The following is a 19,226-nucleotide window of genomic DNA, read 5'->3' on the forward strand; positions in this document are numbered from 1 at the left end:
GGCCTGTTCGGGGCACCGGCAACTTCGTGCATGAGATGCCCAGGCTCCTGCGGACGCCGCTCAAGCAGACGAAGCCTGGGTGGAGACGTCGCGATCCTTCATGCCATCGACTCCGGCAGCGCTGTGCTAGGGCTGGTCGAGCTCATGCTTTGTGTATTCGCCCACAATGCGCGCGTCGATCAAGCCGAGCCACTGCCCAGCCAGGTAGCTCGCGAAGCTCGGGTCCTCGACGAGGACGCCGACCTCGATGTTTCTCTCCTGGCCTCGCTGCGTGAAGTTCGCGCTGGACACGAAGGCCTTCGCGCTGTCCACGACGACGCACTTCGCGTGCAGGCTGCAGTACGGCGGGCCGGGCGCGAGCGCACGCTTGTCGTAGTAGAGGCGCGGGCGAGGCTCGCCGAACGGCCAGCTCTCGGCGAGGAACTTGCTGAAGTACCGCGTGAGGTGCGCATCCGCGGAGGCGCGGCGCTCGATCTGCGGAATGTCGATGAAGAACCGGGCGTCGACCCGGCGGCTCCGCATCGCGCCGTACAGCGGCGCCAGCACATCCTCGGCGTGATCGAAGCTGTAGCCGGCGAGGAGCACGCTCTCCTGCGCGCCCTCGAACAGCGACCGCAGCACGACCGCCGTGTCTCGGGCCGTCCCGACGGGCACGTCAGGGCCCGTCCACACGAGCTCCGGTGCCGGCCGGCGGGTCTCGCGCTCGGCGAGCGCTACGTCGAGGATCGCAAGGCACGCGGCCGCCTTGTGGCCGGCGAGCGCGTGCTCGATGGTATCGACCTGATGCCGGATGCCCAGGCCGACCAGCGACGCCCGGTCCACCGGGGTCCGCAAGAGCCCCGACGCGATCGCCTCCCGGAGCGCCGCGAGCACCCCGGTGCCGACGTGCTTCAACGTGGGCCGGGAGCCGGCGGCGCCGCTCATGGACGCTCCCGGAAGAAGGCCAGCTCGGGGTCGTTGCCGATCGTGGGCACGACCAGCGCGCGGTCGAGGAACCGGTTGAACCACTCGCAGGAGCACTCGGCGATGTAGAGGCAACCGTGACACGCGGCGCCCTCCGTGCGGCGATCGCTCGACTCGGAGCTCGGGTCGTGCGCCGCGCAGACGGGGTCGTTCGAGCAGAGCCGCCCGAGATCCCACGCCTCGCGCAGGTGATGCTGGATCCTCCGCCCCTCCTCGACGAGCCCGCCCAGGGTGCCCTCGCTGCCGGTCGTGCCCGTCGTGAGCATCACGGCGGCCATGTTGGGCCCATCGACCTCGGCCTGGCCGCAATAGATGCGCTCCCGGATGGCGCTGGCGGCATAGCCGCACTCGAGGCTCACCGCGGTGAGCAAGAGGTGCGAGAGCGAGTGCAGCAGGAAGAACCGGATGCCCGGAAACTCGCCCCTCCTGTCCAAGCCAAAGGCCCGCTCGAGCTGCGCGGCGCGCTCTTTCACGGCGTCACGCTTCTCCCAGTCGGAGAGCGCCTTCTCGTCCAGCTCCACGAAGACGCCCTCGCCGCGGACCTCGGCGGCCGGGAGCCACTTCTCGTTCCCCGTGGGGAGCGTGAGCACGGTCGGCTTTACCTTGCGCCCCGCGAACTCGTACTCTCCCTGCAGGTTGGCGCCGATCGAGTCGAACCGGCTGAAGCTCACCTGCACGCGCACCTCGCGGAGCTCGGGGACGACGACGAGGCCACCAACACCCGGCGGCAGCTCGATGCGCGGCTTCGGCACCCGGTACGCCGCGAACTGGACACCCCGGTCAGGGACCGCTCCAGGCTGCTCGGTCGGTGCGTGGACCAGCCGGTCGTACTCCGCGCTGCGCAAGGGGCGCTCCGACGTCGCCGTCGTGGCCTCGTTCTCGGCGCGGATCGCCGCGAGCACCTTCTCCGCCGGAGCCTCGCCGATCGCGCTCGCGACGTGCTCCATGAGCCCGGCGATCATCGAGAGCTGCTCTGCCGTCTTGACCTTCTGGACGGCCTTCCAGACGTCCTTTTCCCGCAGCCGCAGCCGCAGGGGGTCGGGCTCGGGGTCCGGCAGGCGCAGTGCGCTCACCACCTGCCCGAAATACGCGTGCGACGCCGTGCGGACGAGCAGCTCGCTGCGCTGGTCACACGGCTCGTTCGCCGCGCGCCCGCCGAGCCAGGGGCGATCCCCATTGCAGCTGTAGGGCAGCACCATCGCCTTGCTCATGGGCGTCGTTGCGTCGCAATTCTTGCAGTGCACAAGAATGCGCCCGATATCGCCGATCGCCCTCTCTTCCAGGTAGAGCTCCGGCCGGTCGCACACGCCCTCTCGGCCCAGGTGCGCGAACGGGATCCACGGGAAATCCGACAGGTGCCCGCGCTTGCACGCGGCGACGAAGCGGACCGGCACGACGCTCGACCACTTGTTCTTCGCGCACTCGTGGCGATACCGACCGCTCTTGTTCTCGAACTGTTCCGAGGCCCGCGCCAGACGACGGCACTTCTGGCAGACGAACCACCGGGGAAACTCGAGCGCGCGGACGCCGACGCCCGGATGGTGGTTGCGCGCGTCGCCCTCGGGGGCCATGCGGAAATAGCCCTCGCGCGCCAGATCGAGGTCCGGATCGAGCGCCTTCAGGCGGGGGATGAGCGAGCGCCGGAGCCGAGGGTCGTCCAGCGCGACATACCCCTTGGCGCCATAGCTCCAGTGCTCCAGGCCGCCGATGACGACCGCGCGATCGACAAGGTCGACCATCGCGCCGGGGCCAAACGTGCTGACGAGCTGGCTCTGCCGGAGCTGACCGTCCGAGCGCAATGCCCTGCGGGCGTCCTTCCTCTTCTTCGGATCGTTCATCAGCCCCTCTCGTCGAGCTGCTTGAACCGCAGCCAGACATGCACGCTCGGCTCGACGTCGCGCATGGACGTCGGGACCTGGAAGTACCGCGCGTCGTGGTCGTCGGGCGGATCGTCGCTCGCCGTGAACAAGAGGTGGAGGCCCTCCTGGCCGGCGCGGTCGTTCTTGCTGTAGACGCGCCTCGCCGCGCCCGTGCGCGCCTTGTCGACGACGCGCTCCCACGCGTCGAGGAAGCTCCGGCCGCGGGCGCGCACCAGCTCGGCGATCCGGTCCTCGGACTGCTTCTCGGGGAAGTGCCGGTGGTGGCTGGCTCGCGCGACCATCCAGGCGACCATGGCCTCGGCCGCGGGCCGCTGCTCATGGATGGTCATCACGCCCGCCGGGGGCTCCATGCGGGGAATGCCGTGCCGGATCATCGATAGGAGGCTGCCCACGAGGCCTCGATCCAGCGCCTGGCCGCTGAACGGCGTGACGCTCGTCGCCTCGACCTCGCGGTACAGGCTCTCGTGGTACGCGACGAAGCGCTCGTAATGCGAGCGATCCCGCGGCCGCATGACGTTCAGGCAGGTGACGACCAGGCCCGGGTAGGCCCGCCCGACGCGGCTCGTCGCCTGGATATACTCGCTCGTCGTCTTCGGCTGGCCCGTGACGACCATCAGGCCCAGGCGGTCGACGTCCAGGCCGACCGAGATCATGTTGGAGGCGAGCACCACGTCGAGCGGCTCGGGGTCGGTCGAGGTGCGCCGGGCGTTGAGGCGCTGCTTCGTCTGCTTGACGTTCTCGGTCCGCTCGCGGGACGTGAGCTCGGCGGGCATCTCGAGGTTGCGGTCCTTGGCCCACGGGTGCGGCCCGAGGAAGAGCAGCGGTCGCTTCTCCTCCTCGATGTTGTCGACGCGGTTGCGCACCTCGTCCTCGACGAGGCGCCGCATGCCCCCGAGCTCGCGCAGGCTGTTGAAGTACCCGATGAGCGTCATGTACGGGTCGGCCGGCTGCTTCGGGTCGCCCTTCGGATCGAAGTGCTTCCGCGCGGCGGCGAGCAGCGCCGCGTAGGAGCGCACCGAGACCGCGCGGAGCGCGCGCCCGGGAGCGCCGACGCCCACGTACAGCCGGCCGGGCTTGTCGCGCTCTACCTCCGAGAAGAACGTGTCACCCTCGGCGATGCCGCGCGGCGGGAAGAGGACCATCGTGCGCCCGAAGAGCGCCTTGATCTGCTCGCGCGCGCGCCGGACCGTCGCCGTCGAGCAGACAACCTTCGGCGGCCGGGGCGCGCCGCCGATGGGGTGCTCGCAGAGGTAGTCGACAGCGGCCTCGTAGAGGCCCACCATGGTGCCGAGCGGGCCGCTGATCAGGTGCAGCTCGTCCTGCACGATGAGCTCGGGGGGCAGGAGCCCTTCAGGGAGAGGCTTCGCGCCGGGCCTGGGATCGTGCATCACGCCGTAGGCCCGTTGCCCGTCGAGGTGCGTGGCTCGGCCGAACAGCATGCCGGCGTCGCCGAGCCAGGGCATCATCGCGAACTTGTCGACGGTGGCGACGAGGAAGCTCGGGACCTCCTGGTAGATTTGCTCGTCGACGAACAGCACCGGGAGGCCGAGGCCCGGCGTCCTCGCCTCGGTGTAAAGGCACTTTCCATTGTCGCAGTAGACGGCGGCGCGCACGAAGCTCTTCTTCGTCGGCTTCCCCTCGGCGTCGACGAGCTTGATGTTCTGGATCTTGATCGGCTCGCCGCACCACGGGCAGGTCGTGAGCGGGAAGGGGGAGTCGGTCCTGCCCGGGGTGTAGTCGGAGAGCGCCTCTTGCACGTCCTTCAGCCGGTTGGCGCTGGCGCTCGCGCCGACCCAGAGGCCGATGGTGAACCGGGCGTTGCCGAGCTCCCCGGGGTACTTGCGCCGGAGCTCCTCCAGCGCGCATATCAAGGTGGCCGCGCGTCCGAGCTGGTCCAGGGTGAGGAGCCGCAGCGTGTACCGGAGCAGGACCGCGACTCCGCGGCCCTCGTGCGGCGTGCCTTGCCCGCGGAGGCGCCGGAGCAGGAGCACGAACGCGATGAGGCCCAGGTAGGCCTCGGTCTTGCCGCCGCCGGTGGGGAAGTAGATGAGCTCCGCGAGCTTCCGCTCGGGGTGGCTCGCGTCCACGACCGACGGCAGGTTCAAGAGGATGAAGGCGAGCTGGAACGGGCGCCACTCGGGCTGCCTGCCGCCGATGTAGCGGCGATCCTCGCGGGACAGGTCTGCTTGCACCGCCGCGACGTGCATCGCCTGGTTCATGAACTTGAACGCCTTCAGCGCAGCCTTGTTCTCGCCCAGCAGGGCGATGCCCGCGGCGATGCGTTCCTTGGCCCTCGCCGCCTTGCTCATCAGGTCGTCGCGCGTGTCCGCGAGCGATGCCCGGTCGAGCCCCGCATAGCGCTGGTCGTCGATCCACGCGCCGTACGCCTCGATGAGGGGCGAGAGCGCGTTCGCGATGCCCTTGGCGTCGAGCTTCCCGAGGTCCATCATGCCCAGCGCGGCGTCATCGATCTTCCGGTGAGCGACGCGCGGCACCTCGAAGCAGGGGAGCTGCGTGGTCCGGAGGCGGATGACCTTGCCGTTCTTCTCCACCGGGCGCTCGACGCTCGTGTTGTGGCCGACGGCCCACTCCCTGTGATCGCGGAAGGCGAGCGCGAGGGCGCGCTGGTCCTCGTCGCCGTCCTCGCCGCGCCGGTTCGGGCGGGAGACGAAGCCGCGCTCGTAGGTGAGCTCCATCCGCACCTGGAAGGCGAACTGCGTGTCGCGGTCCTGCTCTACCGCGGTGCGGTCGTTCACGAGGAACAGGCTCAGCACGCGCGTGCCGGGATCGAGGCCGTCCATGGCCGTCGTGCGGAGCTCGCCCTTCAAGATGAGGTTGCGCGAGCCGGGGACGGGGATCCCGTCCTTCTGCTGGAGGACGCTCGGGTCGAGCGGGACTGCGACGCGGACGGGGCCGTACGGCACCCGCTTCCAGCCGGGGACCTTCTTGTCGGTGTGGTCGAGCGCGACCTCGATCTTGTCGTAGTCCGCGTACCAGACATCGACGTGGATCGTGTCGTCCTTGCCCGGGGGCAGGAACACGGACAGGCCCATCGAGGCGGGGAAGCGGACCGGCCGCTTGGGCTCCGGCTCCTCGTTGCCGGCGTCCTCGTTCTGGCTCTCGCTGCCGGCGGCGAGCGCGGTGTCGGTAGAGTCGCGATCGTCCGGATCGGGGACACGGCCGCCCTGCGGCGCGAGGAAGCCGGTCAGGTACCAGCGCGACGGCGGGATCGGCAGGATCTCCTGGCCTCCCTGCGCGTGGGTGTCCGGCACGAAGGGGCCGATCAGATCGGCTTCGAGGGCTTCGACGAGGTGACGGCGGACGTCGGCAGTAGTCACCGCGGCAGGATCGCGTCCATGCTGGCGAGAAGGCAACCCTTTGGCGTGCTCACCGGAGGCGCTCCTTGATCACGCCGAGCATCTCGGGGAGCCATGAGCCTTGCTGTTTCATCACGTCGGGAAGAACGCGGCCCGAGCGGGTCGGTTGTTCTGGTTCGGTGTGTGCTTCCTCGGGAGAGCGCAAGAGGCCGCTTACGCCTGCTTCCGCAGCACGGGAGGTCTCCCGAGTTGGGGCGGAGCGCCTGCTCGACATAGGCGACGCGGTCTCGATCGTGTCTTCAGGCGGCGGGAGCTGCTGTGGTGTCTTCAGGCGGCAGGAGCTGCTGGTAGAAGGAGACGTCGGGGTCCTCGCCCTCGATCATGGTGGACAGTTCACGGATGAGCTGGCGCGCCTCGTCGTAGCGGTCGGCGTCGACCGCGTCGCGCAACAGGTTCAGCTTGCCCGCCACCTCGGGAGGCCGGCCTGGATCGCCGAAGGCCGCCTCCAGGATGCGGTTGGTGTCGCGCCGCCAGGTGCCGCGGTCGAGCGCGCGGAGCTCGAAGCGCTCCAGGATGCGGACGTTCGCCGCGTGTAACGAGGAGAGCACCTGGGGAGAGTGGGTGGTGATGATGAACTGGGCCCGCGGGAACACCTTCTGAAGCCACGGCAGGATCACCCGCTGGAGGCCTGGATGGAGGTGGAGCTCGATTTCGTCGATCAGGACGACCGCTGGGTGCTCGAGCGGGTCCTCCGCCTTTGGCGCCGCGAGCGCCATCCGTCGCGCGAGATCCCCCGCCATGGCGAGGAGGCACTTCTCGCCGTCCGAGAGCTGGGCGACGTCGAGACGCGTGCCGTTCAGCTCGACGGTCATGCGCGGCGGTCGACGCTCGATACGGACCGTACGCGCGCCGGGCAGGAGCGCCGCGATCGCCCTGCGGACGGCCGGCAGCGGCGACGGCGTGGAGGACGCATCGATGCCTTGCTCCTCGTGCAAGAGCTCGAGGACCTGATGCTCGTTGAGGATGTCTTCTTCCTGGCGAAACCATTCGAAGAAGCCACGGAAGTTGCTCGCCCCGCCCTCGAGTGCGCCGTCGTAGGCGCTCAGCGCATCGAACTCGTGCGGCGTGCGCATCCGCTCCGGGATGTCGAGCGCACTCCGGTTCGTGGGGAAGTAGACAACGAGCGGGAGGAGAGGGGAGCCGAGCGCGATCGTGGCCTGCGCGGCAGCGACGGGCTCATGCAGCGCGTCGAGCGCGCTCGGCGCTCCAGGCGGGTGCCCCGGCAGCGTCTTCGCGATGCTCCAATGGGTAGGCTGCACACTGATGTCCGCGGTCAGCGAGAGCTGCGCCGTCGACGCTCCGACCCGGACGTCGCTCGCACTTGGCGCGATGGTTTCGGGCTCTCCCGAGCGAATGCTCTCCACGAGGCACGAGAGCAGGAGCGCGAGCGCGTCGAGGATCGACGTCTTGCCGGCACCGTTGACGCCGACGAGCGCGGTGACGTCCGGCGAAAAATCGAGGTCGAGGCTCGTGAAGCCCCGGAAGTCGCGCAGGGAAAGGCGGGTGAGCTTCATGGTCCGGACGGCGTGACCCTATACCGGAGAACGAACGCGTGGCGAGCCCGGAGGGCGCGGTCGAGATCGCCAAGCACGCGCGCAGGCTCGGCTCAGGAGAGCTCTCCGTGCGCGGTCACAGGTTGGTCGACCTCGCGAAGGGAAAGGGTCAGGCATGACCCTACGTTCACACCCCGGGAGGGCCGCATGGACGCCGCTGGCGAGCCTGCATACGGTGCGCCGCGTCGAGGAGGGCATCATGCAGGCGTGGATGCATTCCGTGGGGGCGCTCGTGTTGACGGGAGGCATGGTCGCGGCGCTGGTGCCGGCATGCACGATCCACCTCCGTCCTTCCGATGGGGATGAGATCGAGGACGAATCCGCAGAGCACCCGCCGTCGGCGCGGCCCGACGAGGACAGCGAGAGCGAGACGGACGACGACGACGTGGAGGACGATCAGGAGAGCGAGACGATGTCGCCCGAGGCGGAGGCAGCCTACGACGAGCTCATGAGCATCGACCCCCAAGAGGTCGCGCTCAAGACGATGGCGACCTCCTACGCGGCGGTGATGGTCGCGAGCCTCGTGGAGACGCAGGTCGTCGATCCAGCGGCGCTCGACTTGGAGGCGCTCGACGCGCTGATCCAGCAGTACGCACCGGCCGGGTGGGACTCGGCGCGCCTCTGGATCGAGACGCCCGAGGCGACCACGCTGGCTGCGACTGATGGCGTGTACCCCGATTTCGCGTGCTTCAATGAGCCGTATGGGTGCCCTCAGACGACCGAATGTCCGTTGAGCAACGGCGAGCAGGCATTCTGCATGGTGACACACTGTGGAACAGGTGAATGTCCGTGGTGCCCGTGGGGGCTCGGGAACATCCTTTTCAAGTCGTGGTGTGCCTACGGCTGTCTCAAGAACGGTAACCTTGTGGCTGGGGCCTACATCCTGGTTTCAAGCGGCTGGGGCCCCGGTAAACGTCAATGTACGTACTGGTGAGGGAGGAGCCATGAAAATCACATTCGAGGACGGGAACACCCTCACATTTACGAGCGGCGATGGGAGAGAGGACATCGAGGACACGACGGATGTCATCAATGTTATCTACTGGCTATCGGCGTTTGCTGCCCCGCGTGTCTACGGGACATTTGGCCGTGTACCGCCACGCGAGCACATCCTGCGCTTGCTGGATGTCTATACTGCGTACGTGACGAGGGGGGCTCACCATATGGCACCGCAGTTTCAGCCGGTGCACTATGAACGCCGCCTGCCGCTTGCGATACGGCTGCGTGAGCTCTTCGCGTCCTGGGCACCGCCTGAGCTGCCTCAGGAGGTCATCGAGATTTCACGGGCGCTCATGGAGCATGAAGGCATCAAGCCACCCGCCTGCGGGTGGGATGCGTACGAAGATCCGGAGGCAGGCGGGATCAAGCTTGAGGACGCGCTCCTGTGGCCTGAAGGCGTGCCGGCCATTCTCAAGGGCCAATGGCCACCGAAGCAGGGGAGAGCGTAGCCTGGAGCACGCGCGCGGGCTCGTCTCAGAAGAGCTTGCGCTGCGCAGTCGCGGGCTTCTTGCCCTTGCCCGGCTTCTTCGGTGCCGAGGGTTCCTGCGGCGCGGCCTCGTTCGCATCGGCGTCGTCGCTCGTCGCGTGGCCCTTCTTCTTCCCCGCCAGCCCGAGCCGCTGCTCCTCGCGCGCGCGCTCGGCGTTCAGCACGTAGAGACGGTCGATGACCTCGTCCTCGAACGCCTGGAGCGCCTCGCGGTCCTTGTCCGTCAGGGGACAGTAGGGCGGCACGGCGATGTCGCTCCAGCCGTAGGCGGCGAGGACGGCGCGGTCCATCTCCTCGTGGAGGTGGCGCAGCTCGAGGATGCGCGGGTCGTCGCACGCGGGGTCTTTGATGGCGTTGTAGGTCTTCGTGAGGCCTTGGTTGGTGTTGATCATGAAGCGCGCGCGGACGTCGTAGAGGCGCTCGCCGATAGCCTCGAGATCGGGAATCACTGTGCGCGGGTCACTCTTCGGGAAGGGGAAGGTCTCGAAGCCTCGCGATGCGTTGTAGCGTTGATCTTCCTTTATTGTTCCTGAATGCTCGACAGACCACTCCTCATGCACCCGTGACTGGAGGATTGAGAAGTGCGTGTCAGCAGCGAGTGGAAATACGATCAGCGTCTGATCCAAAATGCGATCTGTTGGCTGCCACGCAAAAGATCGGTGTTTGCCGCTTATCGCCGTAACGAGGCAGCGATCGAGCTGCGCAAGGCTGGCGTACAGTTCTGGTCGATCGGCCCAGAATCGCCACCAGTGCTCCCGCATCCAATTCCCGATCGTGTTATTCTTCTGCCGATCTCGCTCCGGTTTTACCTTGTCTCGCACGATCTGGATCAGATCGGGCCATCGCTCCGCGGTGGTGAGATCCATCTGTCCGAAGCTGATGATATAGCGCTCGGATTTTTGTGTGGGACTCGTGTTTGCCTCTACGCCGTTGATATACGGGAAAATGCGGTCGGCGTTCTTCTGATGCCTCTTGACTAGTGCCTCCTGTTCGTCGGGTTTTAGTATGAATCCTGTTCCGACAACGATCGAACCCTGGGAGAAGCATCCAGAGTTGGCCATCAGTCCAATCGGGTTAGAGCGCTCCGGCTTGGGTCGAAGGCGCGAGTTGATGATGGAAACGTTCTCGCCGTTGAGCTGGAGCCGACGGCGCCCTGCTGCGTGACCATGTGCGGCGTGGACGAGCGATACTGTGACCGACGCAGCCCCCGGCCATGGCATCGAATCGGTGGCATCATAAAGCGTCCATCCTTGCCCCACGAGCGTTGCAAGCCCCGTAGCACGGGTGTCGCCCTGCGCGATTGTGTTGGTTGCGATCAGGCCAAAGCTGCCGTGTTTTCCAAGAAGTCGCGCCGCGCGACGAAAGAAGTGCGCGGAGAGATCGCTGTTGCCATGCGCTCCCTCGTGGATGATTTGAAGCCACTCGATGTACCCGGTCGGGTGCGAATCGATTAGCGTGTTTTTCCCCGCGAATGGTGGATTGCCCACCACCCCCTCCATCAACGCAACGCCGGTTACCTCCCCACCTTGGAGTGGGTCCGGCCGTTCCTCGAAGAACACCTCGGGAAACTCGATCCACCAATGGAACGGCGGAAGCTTCTCACGCACCTCGGCCGAGAGCCCCTCCAGCTCCTCGCGCGCTGCCGTCGCGGCCGCGAGGTCAGCCTCCCGCTCTTTCTCCGTGCGCGTCTCATCCTGGGCGCGCTTCTCCCGCCCCAGCCACGTCTCCACCAGCGCGAGCCTTCGCTTCCGCTCCTTGTCGCGCCCCGCGTCCTTCGTCTCGGCGAAGAACGCCCCCACGCACGCATCCGCCACGATCCGGACCCGCTCGATGGCCTGCTGCGAGAACTCGAACAGCCGCCGCTTCTCGCCCTGCGACACCGGATCCTCGTGGTCGGCCAGCGCCAGAATCTGCTGCCGCAGCTCCACCGCCTGGTCGAGCGCATCCCGCAGCAGCACCCGGACCGTCTCCGTCTGCCCCGACGGCGCCCAGTGGAACGCCTCGATCTGCTTGAAATCGAGGCCCACGAGGCTGTCCCCGTGCCGTAACGCATGATCCACGAACGTGAACGGCAGCGTCCGGCTCAACGTCACCAGCCACAGCGACAGCTTCGCCAGCTCGACCGCCGCCGCGTTCTTGTCCACGCCATACAGGCACTGCTGCGCCACCAGCCGCCGCGCGTGGAGGTGCGCATCGCCGTGCTGCTCGATGACCCGCGCGAGCTCGCCCTGCCGCGTCCAGGCGGCGACGATCTCCCCGGCCAGCTCGCGGCACGCGGCGACCAGGAACGCGCCGGATCCCATGGCCGGGTCGCAGATCTTGAGCTGCAGGATCTGCTCCGGCGTGCGCGCCTCGCCCAGGCACGCGAGCAGCGGCTCCAGCGTGCGCCGCACGACCTTCTCGGTGAGCGATCGCGGCGTGTAGTGGCTGCCCGTGCGGCGGCGCTCCTCGCCGGGCTGCAGCGCCAGCCGGCCGGCGCCCGCGCGGTGGCGGTTCCCCTCGCCGCGGCGGCCTGCGGCATACCCCGCGAGCGCCTCCGCGAGCGCGCCGTCGTCCTTGCCGGCCTCCTTCACCGCCTTCTCGATCGCCTGGACCGGCCCCGGATTCAGGCCGCACGTCTCCTTGAGGAAGCGCGCCCTGTCGGTCGGGCTCATCGCGCGGAGCGCCCGGGTCTCGACCCACACGCCGAACTTGCCGAGCCGCACCGCGGGGCTCTCGAGCCGGAGCACGTGGTAGCCCATCAGCGACTCGTAGACGCTGCCGATCTGCTCGACGTCGAGCGTGCGGTAGCTGAGCCGCTGCCCGCCGAAGACGATGAGGCGGTGCAGCACCTTGTAGACCGTGCCGTCGTCGATGCTCGGCGGCCGCGCCTGCGCCCGCGCCCCCGGGTCGGTGACCGCGGCCGTCCACCCCGGCAAACCGCCCTCGAGGAACGGGTACGTGTTCGGGTCGAACAGGCGGCCTCGCCGCGGCGGGAGCTCGATCGTGCCGTGCTTCACGCCGAAGAAGACGGCCCGGAAGAGCGCGAGGAGCTGCCCGTACGCGCCGAAGCGGTGATGCATGCTCTCGGGGTGGGCGCCGGCGTCGTGGCTGAGCCGCGCGTACAGGCCGCCGAGGCTCAGGTGCTCTGCATACGTGCGGTGCTCCACCGGCAGGAGCGCCTGGTCCTCCGCGTAGAGCAGGAAGACGAGCCGCAGCACGACCGAGAGCACGCCCTGGTAGAAGTGGTCGCCCCCCGCCTCGATCGCCTGCCTCAGCCAGTCGAGATCGTCGCGCCCGCAGTCGCGTGCGGCCGCGGCCTCGAAGCCGGCGACGAGCGTCTCGACCGCCTCGAAGACCTGCTTCGCCAGCTCCTCGGTGACGTCGGCCTGTCGGCGCCGGCTCTCGGCGAGCAGCCCCTCGAGCGTGTGCTCGGGCGAGGCGCTGTACGCCCGCCGCGCGTGGAGCAGCAGGTCGAGCGCCGTGAGGAGCGGGCGGCCCTCCGAGCCGCGCAGGTGCTCGACCCGGAACGTGAGGTGCGCCGCCGACTCGCCGGCCGGCGCGTAGACGAGGCGCAGGTGCGCGCCGTTGAAGAGGAAACCGACGGGGACGCCAGCGTGCCGCAGGAGGCGCTCGAGCTTCGCCGTCGGCGGGTAGCGCCACGGCCCGGTCTCGCTCTCCGCCTCGTCGAGGTCGAGGCTGGCGCCGGTCTCCGTGAGGTCCCACAGGAGCGCGAACCACGGCTTCTTCGCGTCGGAGGCACCCGCCTGTGAGGCGGGCTCCGAGGAGCCCCGCGACCCGCCGTCGCTCGCCGCCCCGTCCTGCGAGGCGCTCGGCGCCTCGTCGAACGCGGCGAACGGATCGTCGGCGGCGAACGGGCCGCGGCCGAGGGCAAAGCTCGGCCGGATCTCCTGCCCGCCCTCGGCGGCATAGAACGAGAGCTCGGCCGGCAGCTCGGCGCGCGGCGCCAGCATCCCGGGCGACGCGTAGCCGAGGAAGTCGCGGAAGAACGCCTCGAGGCTCCGGATGCGCGGCGGATCGCCCGTGATCTGCGCCTCGAAGGCCGCCGAGAGCTCCGGCCGCTCCTCGGGGGCGATCTGCGCGTCGGCGAGCGCGGGCACGCTGAAGACGAGGCCCTCGATGGGCTGCGCGAGGCCGAGCCACTTCTTGTGAAAGAGAACGTCGCGATCGTTCATGTCATCGACTCCGGCCATGCGACGACGAGCCCCACCGGCGTGAGGCGCGACATGCGAACGTCGTAGAGCGCCTCGATCGCGGCCGGCTCGGACTCCATCTCGCCCGCGGCCGCCGCGCGCCGCCGCTCGAGGTGCCGCAGATCGAGGTCCACCTGGCGCTTCTGCTCCTTGTCCTGCACGTTGAAGAGGTCCGGCTGGCGCAGGCGCGCCTCCGCCTTGTCGATCGCCTGGCGCTGCCGCGCGAGCAGGCCGCGCAGGTCGTCGGCCTCGCGCCGCGCGCGCTCGGCGAGGCCCTGGCGCGCCTCGACCGCCAGCGCGTCGGCCTCGGCCTCCAGGTGCGGCCAGAGGGCCCGGAAGAGCGCGTCGGCGTGCTGCTGGATGCGCTTGCCGATCGTCGCGTTGGGCGCGCGGCCCGAGCCCGCGAGGAGCCGCTCGGTCGAGGTGATCGCGTTCACCGACGTGGCGCGGTCCTTGTACGGCTTGATTTCGCTCGCCTCGCCGGACCACGCGGCCGCGACCGGGACGAGCTGGTCGTGGAGCCTCGCCGCCCCGATGCCGAAGAGCGTGAGGCGGGCGAAGCCGACGACGCGCACGACGCTCTCGCCCGGCGCGACGACGGCGCTCACCCGGGTGAGGTCGTGCGCGCCGAAGCCCTGCGCGAGGAAGCGATCGAGGATGCGCTTGACGAGCGGGTGCGCGAGGTGGAGCTGCTCGGCCCCCTCGGAGAGGCTCGCCAGCGGGTGGAAGGTCACCGGCCGCGGCGGCTTCTGGCGCCACTCCCAGAAGTCCTCGGTGCGCGCGCGGGGCGGCCTCAGCGTGTCGAGCGTCGCCTCCCAGGAGCGGTCGAGCGCCGGCAGCTCGTACGTCGGGCGGCCGTCGCTCGTCTTGCCCGCGTCCTTCAGCGACGACGCGCCCGCGAGCCGCAGCCCGATCTCGACGACGCCCCGCAGCGACTCGGGCTCGACCTCGAGCGTGCGCCGGGAGCTCTCCAGGCGCCGGCCGGCGCGCTCGACCTCGGCGCGCACGGCCTCCAGATCGGTGCGCCGCGCCTCGAGCTCCGCGTCGACCGTGGCGGTCTTCGTGTCGGAGCCGACCTTCTCCACGGTGGCGCGCGCCTTGTGCGTGATGCCGTTCGCGAGCGTCGCCTCGATCTGGCCGAGCAGCACCGCCCCGAGGGAGCCGAGCTCGCGCTGCACCGTGGCGATCTTGCGCACGACGGTCTCGAGCACCTGATCCTCGGTGCGCTGCGGGTAGACGAAGTAGTGGCAGCGGACCTCCGGGGCCGGCTGGAGCGTGCGGTCGATGCGGCCGTTGCGCTGCTCCATGCGGCCCGGGTTCCAGGGGATGTCGATGTGGAAGAGGTCGGCGCAGTGCGCCTGCAGGTTGACGCCCTCGCGCGCGGCGTCGGTCGCGACGAGGATGCGCACGGGGTGCTCCTCGGGCGCGCTGTTGAACGCCCGCTGCACCTCGTCGCGGGCGTCGTCGCCCATGCCGCCGTGGAACTGCATGATCCGCTGGTCGCCCTCGTCGGTGTGCGCGACCGCCGCGGTGAGGAGCTCGACGAGGTAGCGCTTCGTGTCGGCGTACTCGGTGAAGAGGATGACCCGGCGCGGCGTCCAGGCGCGGCTCGCGCGCGCGTCCGCGCCGAGGCCGATGGCCGGGCACAGGTGCTCCCGCATCCAGCCGAGCAGCGCCAGCGACTTGGCGTCGGGCTCCCCGCGGGCCTTCTCGGCGAGCGCACGCATCTCGGCGAGGAGCGCGCGGGCCTCGTCGGTCGGGCTAGGGAGCGCCGCGCTGGCGCGACGGACGGCCGCGTCGTTCTCCTCGGCGAGCGCCTCGTCGGAGAGGCCGTGCGTCTCCGGGTCGGCCTCGACATCGGTCGTGGCCAAGCTCTTGGCCGCCCGCGCCTTGAGGGAGAGCTTCTGCTGCTGCGGCGCGGCGACCGGGCCGCCCTTCCTCGCGAGGCCCTGCGCATGGACCTCGAGCGTGCGCGCGAACGCCTCGGGGCTCGAGAGGAGCCGCTGCTGCATGTGGATGAACGGAAGCCGCCCCTGCCCGGACTCCGGCGCGCAGAGCTCCATGTAGCGCTGGAGCTTCTCGCTGAGCGAGAGCTCGATCGGCTGCCCTTGGCCGATGTCGCTCGCCACCGTCTTGCTCTCCGCTCCGGTCTCGGCGTCGTAGCTCGTCCGCTCTAGGCGCCAGGTCCCACCGCGGTTCGAGAGGGCGAGCTGCACGAGGAGGCGGCTGGGGAAACGCTCGACGCCGAGCTGGCGGAGATCCCGCTTGAGCCGGCGCACCATGACCGGATCGAGATCCTTTTTGCCCTCGACAGGGACGCCGCGCGTGAAGCGCACCGGGTCGAGGATCTCGAGCAGCGCGCTGAAGCTGTTCGAGTGCCCGTTGTGCGGCGTGGCGCTGAGGAACATGCGGTTGTCGAAGCGGGGCGCGAGATCGCGGATCGTTCGGGTGATGTCCGTGTCGGTCGCGTACTTGCTGGCTGAGGCCGGCGCGGCGACGTGGGCCTCGTCGAGGATGAGCAGGCCCTTGCGCGCCCGCTCGCCGAGGTGATGAAGGAGCGGATCGCGGTACTCGGGCCGGCGCAGGAGCGCGTGCGAGACGATGAAGCGGTTGTGGGTGCTCCAGGGGTTGATACCGAACCCGTGCTCCTGCCGCCGGTAGGCGACGAACTGCCGGGTCATGACCTCGAAGCGCAGGCCGAAGCGGCGCTGCATCTCGCCCTGCCACTGGAGGCAGACCGAGGCGGGGCACACGACGAGGACGAAGCTCGCCTGCTGGCGCAGGAGCAGCTCCTGGAGCACGAGGCCCGCCTCGATGGTCTTTCCGAGGCCGACGTCGTCGGCGATGAACAGGTTGGCCCGCGGCAGCTCTAGCGCCTTCATGAGCGGCGTGAGCTGGTGGGCCATCAGCTTGATGCCTGCCCGGAAGGGGGACTGGAACCGGGTGGCGTCCGCGGCGCTCACCGCGCTCCACTTGAGGGCGTGCAGGTAGGCGCCGAAGTGCGCGGGGGGATCGAGCCGCGAGGCGTCGCCCAGGCCGTGGGTCTCCGGCTCGACGACGCGCGCGCCGAGCTCGAGGTTCCAGAGCACGTCGAGCTGGCGTCCGGGATCGTCGTCGTCCAGGCAGACGAGGCGGACGAGCGGTGACTCGTCCCCCGCGCCCAGGACAACGTCGTCGACGAGCCACTGGCGGTGCCGGGCGTGCACGATCTGGCCCTTGGCCGGTAGGCTGTCCGCGCTGGCGACGGGCGGCCGCACCGTCGCCGCACGCGGGTCGAACCCGGCGGCCTCGAGCACGAGCGCCTGGAGGTCGCCGCGCGCCCGGGCGGACGGGTCGAGGCCGTGCCGGCGGCAGACGGCGCGGAGCTCGTCGCGCCCGAGCTCACGGAGAAGGGTAGGGAGCCGCCTGCCCAGGTGCTCGGAGAGCCTGGAGGCGAGGCGGTCCTTGTTGCCGGCGATGTCGCGCACCTCGCAGCCGAGCAAGCGGCAGAGGTCGAGGAGCCGTCCTGCGGAGATGACGGCGAGGACCGAGGGGACGGTGGGCGTCGATGGATCCGCGGGGGGGCCGAAGGACTGAAGGGTAGCGGTGGTGTCGGGCGCTTTGAGCGATCGTCTCGCGGGCATTCCTGCCTCCGGCGGTGCCCGAGCGCGGGCAACGGCCTCAAGGGGCCGGAGCATATCAGGGGATCGCGCGAGGTGTCGGGTCACGAGACGGGTGCTCGATCTACCCACCCTGGTGGCCGCGTGGGTCCGGGCCCGGCGCGACGAGCTCGGGCCTGACGAGGCCATAGGTCCGCTGCTGCAAGCCTCGCGAATCCGGAGCCGGCGGCTGCTTGTGCGGCGGCCAAGTCCGGGCGCACATGGCTACCTAGCGGACGAGCTCAACGATCGTCACCCGGGCGACGTGGGCGACAATCTCCGTGTTCGCCTGAGTTGAGAGGCGCCGCCCCCTTCAAGGCTGTCGCGAGCGTCTTGCGGTCTCAATGTGCTCTTGATTCGCGATGCCCCCTGCTGCGCCACCGTAGAAGGCCGCTTGTTGCTCCAGCCTGCGCGCTTCGCGCTCGTCGCCCAGGGCACGGCGGCACCTCGCCAGGCCGTGCAGGGACGGAGAGTGGCGGGGGTTCATCTTCAATGCTCGCTGAAAAGAAGCCTCGGCGTCAGATGGACGGTTGAGCTTGATGAGGCACTCGCCATGTACATAGTGGGATATGGCTGTCCGGCCACCATGCTCAAGCGCGGCCTCGGCCTCGGCGAGCGCTTCGCGAGGCGCTGCGTCGACCAGCAGCAGGGCCAGGTGCTCCCGCGTCTCGTAATCGTCTGGTCTCTCGCCCAGGATAGCGTAGAGGTGCGCGATGGCCTCGTCGGTCCTGCCGTGGCCAACAAGATGGTCGGCCAGATAGCCACGAGCGAACACAGAAGAGGGCGAATGAGCGACCGCCTCGCGAAGGAGCGCCTCGCGCGCAACCTCGGTGAGGTGCTCCCATGGAGCAAGTGCCCGAAGAACCAGGGACTCCGCCGCGAGCTCATCGTTGCTCTCGTGCAAGCTCCTGAAGGCTGCCTCCGGCGCGGCAGAGCGCTCCGCCGGCGCCTTGGTGAGCTCGGTGAAGAGTGCGGCGCCCTGCTCTAAGATCCGTACCGGTAGCCATGCTACCTTGGACGTTCCCAGGAACTCGTGCTGCTCCAGGTCGCGTCGTACCTGCTGTGCCATCTCCGACATCTCCGCGGCCATCTCGCGCATCGCCTGTTCGGGTTGCGTGCTCATGAGCGCATGGATGCGCGCTGCGCGCTGTTGTTCCTGCATGACCAAGCTGAGGATGCTCTCGAACGCGTGCGTCTGGAAGATGCGCTGTAGTGCGTCGGCCTGCGGCGAACGCATGCCTCGAACGACGACCACCGCAAGCTCGTCGCGTGTGTATGCTCGCAGCTCTGAGCGCAGCCGCTGGAGATGCGCGAAGTGCTCGCCGAGGATGACGCCCAGCGATCGATCGGCCTGTGTATGAGCGCGCACGCGGGCGACCGCACAGGCAATGCGCAGCTCGAGCTCGATCTCGGCGGCTGATAGCCGGCCGCCGGTGCGGCTCGCCACGTCGTACGTGGCGAACGCGCTGGCGAGCTGCACGAGGGTTTCGCCCTGGGGCAGCTCGCCCGTGCCCTTCCGAATGGCCTGCAAGGTGCGCTTGTCCAGGCGAGTGTCTCGGCGGAGGCGTTCCTGGGATGGGACGCCTCTGCGCGCCCGGCGGACCAGATCGTCGTAAACGCCTTGGAGACCAGGTTGCTGGTACCACGCCGGGATCGCCTCGAGAACGGGATGTAGGTCTCGGTATAGGACGAGGTACGCGGCGCACCGTACGAGGACGTCCGCGAGCAGCCCGGTGGATTGCAGGAGCGACGAGAAGAAGAAGGAGTCGGCCGGGAGCGCGCTGGGATTCAACAGCCGTGCGAGCTCGTCCCATCGATCGAGCACATCTTCCAATGCGGCGGCCACCAGCTCATTGTGGATGGGTATCTCGTCGGCTGTGAGACCTCGCGCGGCGAGGTAGTCAGGGGTGAAGAGGGCTTCAAGCAGCACGCGGACAAGGGCGGCCCGCTTTTCGGAGCGAACCTGCGGCTCGTCTCCGAGGACGCGCTTGGCGGTGGTCGTGGACATGCCGCCAGGCCGATCCTGGATGCGCTCGCGCAGCCGGAAGGCCGAGGCCAGCAGGGCTAGGAGGCCCCCGCGCATCGGCAAGGGCCCGGGGATGACAGGGGGGCTCATCACTTTGGCCTTGGGCATAG

The 19,226-nt window shown here is 69.2% G+C and carries 9 protein-coding genes; 2 read left to right on the forward strand and 7 right to left on the reverse strand.

The window, feature by feature from the left end; translation table 11 throughout:
• Window positions 1-126 precede the first annotated feature (126 nt).
• The 4 genes from drmC to WMF45_RS18480 form a co-directional block, all read right to left on the reverse strand.
• Window positions 127-924: a DISARM system phospholipase D-like protein DrmC gene (gene drmC, locus WMF45_RS18465; RefSeq protein WP_437718190.1), complete on the reverse strand. Its 798-nt coding sequence runs from the start codon at window positions 922-924 to the stop codon at window positions 127-129.
• Window positions 921-2,801: a DrmB family protein gene (gene drmB / locus WMF45_RS18470; RefSeq protein ID WP_437718191.1), complete on the reverse strand. Its 1,881-nt coding sequence runs from the start codon at window positions 2,799-2,801 to the stop codon at window positions 921-923. Before drmB ends, drmC begins: the two co-directional genes overlap by 4 nt.
• Window positions 2,801-6,181 (reverse strand): DISARM system helicase DrmA, encoded by a 3,381-nt coding sequence (drmA, locus tag WMF45_RS18475; RefSeq protein ID WP_437718192.1) that lies wholly within the window; start codon window positions 6,179-6,181, stop codon window positions 2,801-2,803. Before drmA ends, drmB begins: the two co-directional genes overlap by 1 nt.
• Window positions 6,182-6,459: 278 nt before the next feature.
• Window positions 6,460-7,734, reverse strand: a complete 1,275-nt coding sequence (locus WMF45_RS18480) for an AAA family ATPase (protein ID WP_437718193.1) — start codon at window positions 7,732-7,734, stop codon at window positions 6,460-6,462.
• A gap of 214 nt (window positions 7,735-7,948) precedes the next feature.
• Here WMF45_RS18480 and WMF45_RS18485 point away from each other — a divergent pair, with 214 nt between their 5' ends.
• Window positions 7,949-8,707 (forward strand): hypothetical protein, encoded by a 759-nt coding sequence (locus tag WMF45_RS18485; protein WP_437718194.1) that lies wholly within the window; start codon window positions 7,949-7,951, stop codon window positions 8,705-8,707.
• 10 nt (window positions 8,708-8,717) lie between these two features.
• Complete coding sequence (locus WMF45_RS18490) at window positions 8,718-9,221, forward strand: hypothetical protein (RefSeq protein ID WP_437718195.1); 504 nt, start codon at window positions 8,718-8,720, stop codon at window positions 9,219-9,221.
• A 25-nt stretch (window positions 9,222-9,246) separates the two neighbouring features.
• Here the strand turns inward: WMF45_RS18490 and WMF45_RS18495 are convergent, their stop codons facing one another.
• The 3 genes from WMF45_RS18495 to WMF45_RS18505 form a co-directional block, all read right to left on the reverse strand.
• Window positions 9,247-13,434, reverse strand: coding sequence for a DNA methyltransferase (locus WMF45_RS18495; RefSeq protein WP_437718196.1), 4,188 nt, complete (start codon window positions 13,432-13,434; stop codon window positions 9,247-9,249).
• Entirely contained in the window at window positions 13,431-17,075 is a 3,645-nt protein-coding gene (gene drmD / locus WMF45_RS18500) for a DISARM system SNF2-like helicase DrmD (RefSeq protein ID WP_437718197.1), read from the reverse strand. Before drmD ends, WMF45_RS18495 begins: the two co-directional genes overlap by 4 nt.
• A 328-nt stretch (window positions 17,076-17,403) precedes the next feature.
• Window positions 17,404-19,224, reverse strand: a complete 1,821-nt coding sequence (locus tag WMF45_RS18505; protein WP_437718198.1) for a tetratricopeptide repeat protein — start codon at window positions 19,222-19,224, stop codon at window positions 17,404-17,406.
• Between the last annotated feature and the right edge of the window lie 2 nt (window positions 19,225-19,226).

Origin of the sequence: Sorangium sp. So ce448 (assembly GCF_051520915.1) — a bacterium.
Taxonomy (GTDB): Bacteria; Myxococcota_A; Polyangia; order Polyangiales; family Polyangiaceae; genus Sorangium; species Sorangium cellulosum_B.

Bases quoted from the DNA above. Each gene is read 5' to 3' on its own strand.
- drmC (WP_437718190.1), bottom strand. From the start codon at position 924: ATGAGCGGCGCCGCCGGCTCCCGGCCCACGTTGAAGCACGTCGGCACC.
- drmB (WP_437718191.1), bottom strand. From the start codon at position 2,801: ATGAACGATCCGAAGAAGAGGAAGGACGCCCGCAGGGCATTGCGCTCG.
- WMF45_RS18480 (WP_437718193.1), bottom strand. From the start codon at position 7,734: ATGAAGCTCACCCGCCTTTCCCTGCGCGACTTCCGGGGCTTCACGAGC.
- WMF45_RS18490 (WP_437718195.1), top strand. From the start codon at position 8,718: ATGAAAATCACATTCGAGGACGGGAACACCCTCACATTTACGAGCGGC.
- WMF45_RS18495 (WP_437718196.1), bottom strand. From the start codon at position 13,434: ATGAACGATCGCGACGTTCTCTTTCACAAGAAGTGGCTCGGCCTCGCG.
- drmD (WP_437718197.1), bottom strand. From the start codon at position 17,075: ATGCCCGCGAGACGATCGCTCAAAGCGCCCGACACCACCGCTACCCTT.
- WMF45_RS18505 (WP_437718198.1), bottom strand. From the start codon at position 19,224: ATGCCCAAGGCCAAAGTGATGAGCCCCCCTGTCATCCCCGGGCCCTTG.